Origin of the sequence: Brevundimonas sp. UBA5866, from assembly GCF_002432125.1 — a bacterium.
GTDB lineage: Bacteria > Pseudomonadota > Alphaproteobacteria > Caulobacterales > Caulobacteraceae > Brevundimonas.
In genome coordinates, this window is record NZ_DJFS01000002.1 from 1 (window position 1) to 6,674 (window position 6,674).

The 6,674-nt window shown below is 65.0% G+C and carries 6 protein-coding genes; all 6 read left to right on the top strand.

Annotated features, from left to right (window positions below):
* Positions 1 to 342: winged helix-turn-helix domain-containing protein (locus tag B3H86_RS00055; protein WP_292050482.1), on the top strand; the 342-nt coding region annotated here is incomplete at its 5' end.
* A gap of 12 nt (positions 343 to 354) precedes the next feature.
* Positions 355 to 1,794, top strand: a complete 1,440-nt coding sequence (locus tag B3H86_RS00060; protein WP_292050483.1) for a sensor histidine kinase — start codon at positions 355 to 357, stop codon at positions 1,792 to 1,794.
* A 92-nt stretch (positions 1,795 to 1,886) separates the two neighbouring features.
* Positions 1,887 to 3,227, top strand: a complete 1,341-nt coding sequence (locus B3H86_RS00065) for a hypothetical protein (RefSeq protein ID WP_292050484.1) — start codon at positions 1,887 to 1,889, stop codon at positions 3,225 to 3,227.
* 18 nt (positions 3,228 to 3,245) lie between these two features.
* On the top strand, positions 3,246 to 4,094 hold the full coding sequence (gene ccmI / locus B3H86_RS00070; protein WP_292050485.1) for a c-type cytochrome biogenesis protein CcmI: 849 nt from the start codon (positions 3,246 to 3,248) through the stop codon (positions 4,092 to 4,094).
* 40 nt (positions 4,095 to 4,134) lie between these two features.
* A complete protein-coding gene (gene ccmE, locus B3H86_RS00075) occupies positions 4,135 to 4,599 on the top strand; it encodes a cytochrome c maturation protein CcmE (RefSeq protein WP_292050486.1) in 465 nt (154 codons plus the stop codon).
* A 4-nt stretch (positions 4,600 to 4,603) separates the two neighbouring features.
* A complete protein-coding gene (locus B3H86_RS00080) occupies positions 4,604 to 6,595 on the top strand; it encodes a heme lyase CcmF/NrfE family subunit (protein WP_292050487.1) in 1,992 nt (663 codons plus the stop codon).
* Positions 6,596 to 6,674: the final 79 nt, after the last annotated feature.

Below are 6,674 nucleotides of genomic sequence, written 5' to 3' on the forward strand. Positions count from 1 at the left end.
GCCCTGCTGCGCCGCTCGGCAGGTCATGCCACCTCGACCCTGTCGTGCGGGGGCTTGCGCCTCGATCCGCGCGCGGCCCGCGCCACCGTCAACGGCGAGCCGCTGCGCCTGACCTCGCTGGAATACCGCCTGCTGCACTATCTGATGATGCATCAGGGCCGTGTCATCAGCCGGACCGAACTGGTCGAGCACCTCTACGATCAGGACTTTGACCGCGATTCCAACACGATCGAGGTGTTTGTGGGCCGTCTTCGCAAGAAGATCGGTTCGGACCGTATCGAGACGGTTCGCGGACTGGGCTATCGGCTTTCGCCCCTGCCGGGCGAAAGCGACGCGGGCTAAAAGACCACCGCCTTGGACGATCAGGCCAAAGACACCACCTCCCGGAATTCTGAGCCGTCACGCTGGACCCTGCGTCCCAGCCGCTCGCTGACCCGCCGCCTGATCTGGCTGGCTGCGGGTTGGATCGCGCTGGCGCTGATCCTGACCGGCGTGGTTCTGACGTCGGTGTTTCAGGAATCGGCCCTGCGCCGTCTGGGCAGTTCGCTGAACGAGACGATCGACGAGGTCGTGGTCGCGTCCAGCATCACGCCCGAAGGACAGATCTTTATCGGGGAAATCCGCGATGCCCGCACCGAGCGGCTGCTGTCCGGTAAATACTGGATGGTGGCAGAGCCGGACGGCAAAGGGGATATGGTGATTATTGCGGGGTCGGAATCCCTCGGGGGGTCTGTCCTTGAATATGAGCCGGGATTGGTGGACCGGCTGAAAAATGCTTTTGGTCAGACGGTCAGCTACAGCGCCGAATACGGTCCCAAGGGCGAGCCCCTTCGCATCGCGGCCAGTGTCAAAACCCTGCCCGGACGAGAGCTTCCGGTGGTGTTCTTCGCGGGCGTGGATCGCTCTGACGTCGATGCCGACACGCGCCAGTTCGCCCTGGTGACATGGATGGCGCTGGTGCTGCTGGGTCTGGGTCTGGTCGCGGCGGTGTTTGTGCAGGTCCGTATCGGCCTGCGCCCCCTGTACGATCTGGATCACGCCATCGCCGAGGTGCACCGTGGCCGCTCCAACCGCGTCGGGGGCAGCTATCCGCGTGAGATCCAGCCCTTGGCCGATCAGGTCAATCTGCTGCTGGATCACTCGCAGGAGACGGTGGAGCGGCAAAGAACCCACGTCGGCAATCTGGCCCACGCGCTGAAAACGCCGCTGGCGGTCATGCTGGCCGAGGCAGGCAACCAGGAAGGGCAACTGCCCGATATCGTGCGCCGTCAGGCCCGTGTCATGCGCGATCAGGTCGAACATCACCTGCGCCGCGCCCGTGCCGCCGCCCGTGCCGCCCACGGTCTGGGCGAGAGCACGCCGGTTGGCGATGTGATCGACGAATTGGCGGTGATGATCGAACGTGTCTTTGACGAAAAGGGCGTTGAGATCGACTGGCGCGCTCCTGACGAACTGGCCTTCCGCGGGGAACGTCAGGACCTGCAGGAAATCTTCGGCAACCTGATCGAAAATGCGGGCAAGTGGTGCAAGCGCCGGGTGCGTGTGCTGGCTGGTCCTTCTGTACCGGGACAGATGGTGGTTGTGGTCGAGGATGATGGCCCCGGCATCCCCGAGGACCAGCGCGACACCGCCCTGAAACGCGGTACACGTATGGACGAGGAAACGCCCGGTACGGGTCTGGGGCTGTCGATTGTCGACGAACTGGTTCGCGCCTATGGCGGCCGTGTGACCCTGGGGGTCAGTGATATGGGCGGATTGAAAGTCGTGCTGGACCTGCCTGCCGCAAGTGGCTGATCCTTGTTCGAGGGAACACGACGTTAACCCGCCGCGGTGCATTCTCGGCACCTGAATATCTCTCCCCCAACGGAGCCGACCGGAACCTCTTCATGGCGGAACTGACATCCGCACACAGGGCTGCCCTGACCGAGGTGATCGCGCGTTGTCCCGACCGGATTCTGACCCAGCTGGAAATGGCTGTGGCAGCTATGCCGGGACCGCGCGCCGAGGCCGTGCGCCTGATGATGGCCGAAGAGCTGCAGGACAGGCAAAGGCGCGATCTGGTGTTCGCGCCGCTCTTGCCGCTGTTCAGGGAGCGTCAGGACGGGTTGGTGGGATTTACCCTGCCTTCGCGTCTGCTGGGTGATCTGTGGAGAGCGGCCAAGCGCAACGAACCCGAACTCCTTCCCCAGTTGGACCGCGATGATGATCTGGCGCGGATGATCGCCGACCGTCTGTGCAACACGGCGGCTGCGGCGGTGCGGGATCACGGCCAAAAGCTGTGGCCCGGCGGGACGCCAATGGCCCGTATGACGCTGGCACGGGTGCTGGATGTGGCCGGCATTGCCCGCTCCAGCGTACGAAAACTGCCCGACTGGCAGGGGCGGGTCGGTGCCGAACAGGCCGCCGATATGAAACTGGCCTTCCGGCAGGCCGCCGCCATAGGCGAAGACGGGTTGGACTGTCTGATGGAGGTCTATTTCGCCCATCTGCGCGAAGGGCTTCAGGTCTTGCGTCTGGCCTCCCATGCCGCGGCGCTGGGCAGTCCGTCTTCGACCCTGTCACAGGGGGCGTTCGCCCCGTTTGTAGAGCGGGTGCTGAAGGGTGTGACCGACAGGGCCGACGCCATTGTCGATTTCGATCTGTCCGAAGGTCCTCAAGGGGTCTTGGCTTTCCGTGACCGCCTTCACTGGCTGGCCAATGCCCTGAACGAGTTCGAGGCGGTGGTGTCCCCACGTCCCGACAGTGTATGGGCGCGGACCCTGCGCCACCAGAAAATGCGTATCGCCGTGGCCCTCAGCGAGCGTTTCCAGATGGCCGATGCGACGGTTGATGCCCTGTTGCCGCAGGAGAAGACGACATTGGTCGGGCGTATGACCCGCGCCGTGCCCAATCTGACCGCAGAACTGGATGACGCCGAGGTCGAGAAAGCCCGTCTGCTGGTGGGGCTGATGGCGACGGCGCGCGGCCCTGCGGCGGTCATCGGTTGCGAGACCGAACGGCGCCAGACAGCCGAAGGGCTGACGGGCCGTATCTCCAACTGGTCCGGAGAGGCGCTTGACCGCCTCAATAAAGGTGATGTGCCGGAAGGGGGGCGTCTGGCCCGACGACGCCTTCAGGTGATGGTGGACCTTCTGCAGCTGGCGGGTGCAAAGGATGCTGCGCGTACGGTGCGCCGCCGCCTTGCCAGTCTGGGTGCGTCACCGGGCATCTCGCTTCGCTCGGCGTGATCCGCTACAGCGTCGGTTATGACGATCTTTTGGATCATGACCGCCGCCCTGACGGCTTTGGCTGGCCTGCTGGTTCTGACCGGTGCGCGGCGTGGAGCCAATGCCTCCTCCTTGTCTTCCGAAGGCGAGACCGACCGCCTGTCCGGCGTACGCGAACTGGCTGAACTGGACCGGATGAAAGCCCGCGGCCTTCTGGATGAAGCGGGCTGGAAATCCGCCCGCGCCGAGGCGGGCCGCCGGATTCTGGCCGCGCGGCGTGCTGAGGGGGGCGTCAAGATCGGGCCGCGTGATGGTCTGTGGGTTTTGATCGCGATCGGGGTGACGGCGATTGTTTCGCTGGCCCTCTATTTCGGATTCGGGCGGTCGGGCATGGCGGATCAGCCCTATGAAAAGCGGGTCGCCGAATGGGCGGCACAGCCTGAAAACCTGGAGCCCGCACAGTTGGCGGCGGTGATGGGGCAGGTGGTGCGCGACAAGCCGCAGGACGTCATGGCGTTGTCCATGCTGGGGGCCGCCCGTTTCGAGGCCGGGGATTCCATCGGCGCGGCATCGGCCTTTCGTCGCGCTCTGGCGCTCGATCCCGACAATGCGCAGAACTGGGCCCGCCTTGGAGAAAGCCTTGTCCGTGCCAGTGAGGGGCGTATCGGCGGCGATGCCGAGGCCGCCTTCCGGGAGGCGGTGAAGCGCGACGGGGACCAGTTGGGTGCCCGCTATTTCCTTGGCGAGGCGGCACTGGCGCGCGGTGATCTGGACGAGGGGGAACGTATGTGGGGACCGATCCTGGAGGTGCTGGCCCCATCCGATCCGCGCCGTCCCGAGCTGGAAAAACTATTGGCCGAGGCCCGCGCCAAGGATGGTGGCGCGTGATCTCTGCCGGGTGTGTAATGTCCAAATACGGTTTGCGCCTATGAGCTGGCTTCCTAAATCCCCTAAAGCCCGCCGTCGCCTGTGGGTAGTTGCGGCTGCCGCACCTGTGCTGGCGCTGGCGGTGGGGCTGTCCCTGTGGGCGATGAAGGACAATGTCACCTTCTTCTACTCTCCCTCCGAAGCTACGGCGGAAAAAGTCCCTGTGGGCCAGCTGATCCGTCTGGGCGGTCTGGTCGAGGCGGGCAGTGTGGTGAAGGGTGGTGACGGCTCTGTCCGCTTTAGCGTGACCGACAATGCAGCCTCGTCCACCATCGTGTTTCAGGGGGATCTGCCGGACCTGTTCCGCGAAGGGCAGGGCATTGTCGCCCAGGGGCGTTTCCTGCCGGACCGCACATTCGAGGCCACTCAGGTGCTCGCCAAACACGACGAGACCTATATGCCCCGCGAAGTTGCGGACCGTCTGAAGGAAAAGGGCGAATGGCGCCCCGAAGCTACTGGGAACTGACCGCGTGATTGTCGAACTGGGCAGCTATTCCCTGATCCTGTCGCTGGCGCTCAGCGTCTTTGGCGGGGTGATGGCAACGTGGGCGCGTGTACAGCGCCGGCCGGTGATCGCAGGCGCGGCCTCGGCGGCCATGCTGGCGGCATCGCTGGCGATCATCGTCGCCTTTGGCTGTCTGATATGGGCCTATGTGACGTCCGATTTTTCGGTGGCCAACGTGGCCGCCAACAGCCACACCGACAAGCCGCTCTTCTACAAGATTGCCGGAGCCTGGGGTAACCACGAGGGCTCGCTGCTGCTGTGGTGTCTGGTGATGACGGCATTCGGTGCCGTACTGGGGCTGTCGCGCGGCCTGCCCTTCGGTCTGAAAACCTCTGCCGTGGCGGTTCAGGCCAGCCTGTCCACCATGTTTCTGGCCTTTGCCGCCTTCACCTCCAATCCGTTCAACCGCCTGGCCGAGATTCCGGTGCAGGGGCGGTCCCTGAACCCGCTTTTGCAGGACCCCGCCCTGGCGATCCACCCGCCGTTGCTCTACGCGGGCTATGTCGGCTTTTCGGTGTGTTTCTCTCTGGCGGTCGCGGCCCTGATTGAAAAACGTGTCGATCCGGCCTGGGGACGCTGGGTGCGCCCGTGGGCGCTCGCGTCGTGGGCCCTGCTGACGGTCGGTATCGGTCTGGGCAGCTTCTGGGCCTATTACGAACTGGGCTGGGGCGGCTGGTGGTTCTGGGACCCGGTCGAAAACGCTTCCTTCCTGCCGTGGCTGGCGGGCGCGGCCCTGCTGCACAGCGCCGTGGTGACCGAGCGGCGCGGGGCCTTGGCGGGCTGGACGGTATTCCTTTCCATTCTGGCCTTTTCCTTCTCCATGCTTGGCGCGTTTCTGGTGCGCTCGGGCGTGCTGACGTCGGTCCACGCCTTCGCGGTCGATCCCGAACGGGGCATGATGCTGCTGGGCATTCTGGGCCTTTCGGCAGGCGCGGCCTTTGCGCTGTTCGCCCTGCGGGCACCGTCCATCCGTTCGATGGCCACCTTTGCACCGGTCAGCCGTGAGGGGATACTGGTGCTGAACAATCTGTTCCTGACCACGGCAGCGGTGACGGTTCTGCTTGGAACCCTGTATCCACTGTTTCTGGAGGCCATGACCGGTGCCACCATTTCGGTCGGCCCGCCCTATTTCAATGCTGTGTTCGCACCGCTGATGGGTATCGCCTGCCTGCTGCTTCCGGCGGGACCGTTGATGGGCTGGAAGCGCGGTGATCTGGTCGGTGCGGTCCAGCGTCTGCGCTTTGCGGCTCTGCTGGCGGTCGTCGGGGCTTTGCTGGCCTTCTTCCTGTTCGATCCGAAAAAGGCTCTGGTCGCGGCGGGCGTGGGGCTGGGTCTGTGGCTGATCTTCGGGGCTGTCTTCGAGGTGGCCGAGCGCACCAAGGCCTTGCGCGCGCCATTGGCCGAGACATTGCGCCGTGCCCGTAATCTGCCGTTGGGAGCATGGGGTATGGCGCTGGCACACGCCGGTGTTGGCGTCTTTATTCTGGGCGCGGTGGTCGAGACGGGGTTCAAGGTCGAAACCGCCCGTGTCATCCCGATCCAGGGTGAGGTTGCAGCCGGTCCGTGGAAGGTCCGGCTGGACGATGTCGCCATCATCGAGGGGCCGAACTATCTGGCCGAACAGGGCAAACTGACCGTGTCTGCGGTAAATGAAAAGGCGCGCGAGACCACCGTCACGTCCGAGCGCCGTTTCTTCCCGGCAGGCGGACAGACCACCACCGAGGTCGGCCTGGACTTCCGCGGCCTTGACGATGTCTATGTGGTGATTGGCGAGCGGGCCCGCACCGAGGATGGCGAGCCCGCCTGGCTGGTGCGCCTCTATTATAATCCCTGGGCGCGACTGATCTTTCTGGGACCGGCGCTGATGGCGCTGGGCGGACTGGTGTCGCTGTTGGACCGCCGTCTGCGCGTCGGCGCGGGGCCCGGTACGCGCCGCCGCAGGGAGGGCAAGGCATGAAGGCCCGTCTGACAGCGGTTCTGATCTGTCTGGTACTGGCTGGCGGTGCGATGGCCGAGCCCGCCGCGGGGCCGGACCG

Bases quoted from the DNA above. Each gene is read 5' to 3' on its own strand.
- B3H86_RS00065 (WP_292050484.1), top strand. From the start codon at position 1,887: ATGGCGGAACTGACATCCGCACACAGGGCTGCCCTGACCGAGGTGATC.
- ccmI (WP_292050485.1), top strand. From the start codon at position 3,246: ATGACGATCTTTTGGATCATGACCGCCGCCCTGACGGCTTTGGCTGGC.
- ccmE (WP_292050486.1), top strand. From the start codon at position 4,135: ATGAGCTGGCTTCCTAAATCCCCTAAAGCCCGCCGTCGCCTGTGGGTA.